3 protein-coding genes are annotated in these 810 nt (G+C 60.1%); all 3 read right to left on the bottom strand.

Annotated features, from left to right (window positions below):
• Nucleotides 1-282, bottom strand: a 282-nt coding sequence (locus VBE63_RS30700; RefSeq protein WP_323686733.1) for a DUF167 family protein, incomplete at its 3' end; no start/stop codon positions are given.
• The gene (locus VBE63_RS30695; protein WP_323686732.1) at nt 275-445 is read right to left on the bottom strand and encodes a hypothetical protein; all 171 of its coding nucleotides are present in this window, start codon (nt 443-445) and stop codon (nt 275-277) included. The genes VBE63_RS30695 and VBE63_RS30700, both read right to left, overlap by 8 nt.
• A 19-nt stretch (nt 446-464) precedes the next feature.
• Nucleotides 465-810, bottom strand: a 346-nt coding sequence (locus VBE63_RS30690) for a YggT family protein (protein WP_323686731.1), incomplete at its 5' end; no start/stop codon positions are given.

The raw sequence follows: 810 nt of genomic DNA, 5'->3' as shown, positions 1-810 counted from the left end.
ATCGCTGATGCCCAATGTCAGCTGGCCTGGGTTTTTGACCCGCAACTGTTTGGTCCGGCTCTGCAGCCCACTGACCAGATCGACCGCGCTGCGCGAGACACCGAAACTCTCAGCAATGAACTGCACCAACTCGGCGTTGGCGCGGCCATCGATCGGCGGCGCCTTGAGCTTTACCTTGAGGGCATCGCCGAACGGCTCGGCGAAGGCGTTGCGGCCAGCGCGTGGCTGCACGCGCAGTCGCAGTAAGAGGTCGTTGCCCTCCCAGCGATACCAGTCAGTCATTATTTTCGGACGCCGTGCTCAGGCCAGCAAGCTGCTGGCCCATGGCTGAGACTTGGACTTCAATCGCCGACAGGCGCTGCTTGACCTCGCTCATGTCAGCGCGGATCTCAGAGCGCATGGTTCGCAAGATGTCCAAGACAAGATTGTCGGGCTCTTTGCTCATGGTATGACTTTCCTCTTCATTAGAAAGGACTACCGGTCAACAACCGCAACGGCGGCAGCAACAGCATCTCGAGCAAAACCAAGCTAATCATCACCACCATGGGTGACAGATCGATACCGCTCATCGGCGGGATCAGCCGCTGCGCGGGGCGCATGATCGGGTCGGTGACATCGCTGAGCAGCATGACGGCAGGATTGTACGGATCAGGATTCACCCAGCTCAGGATTACCCGGATCACCACCGCGAACAGGAAGATGCTGATGATCAGCGACACCAGCCCCGGCAGCGCCCAGAGCAGGGCGCCGAGCGGATTGCGACCGAGCCCCATCAGCATCGACAGCAACGCCAACTCGCAGGCCTTCAGT

It is taken from the genome of Lamprobacter sp. (genome assembly GCF_034860625.1).
GTDB lineage: Bacteria > Pseudomonadota > Gammaproteobacteria > Chromatiales > Chromatiaceae > Lamprobacter.
The sequence above is the reverse complement of the archived record's forward strand: the minus strand, read 5'-3'. Positions and strand labels throughout refer to the sequence as shown.

What these genes read in the sequence shown, in the direction of transcription:
- VBE63_RS30695 (WP_323686732.1), bottom strand. Translation starts at nt 445, where the DNA reads ATGAGCAAAGAGCCCGACAATCTTGTCTTGGACATCTTGCGAACCATG.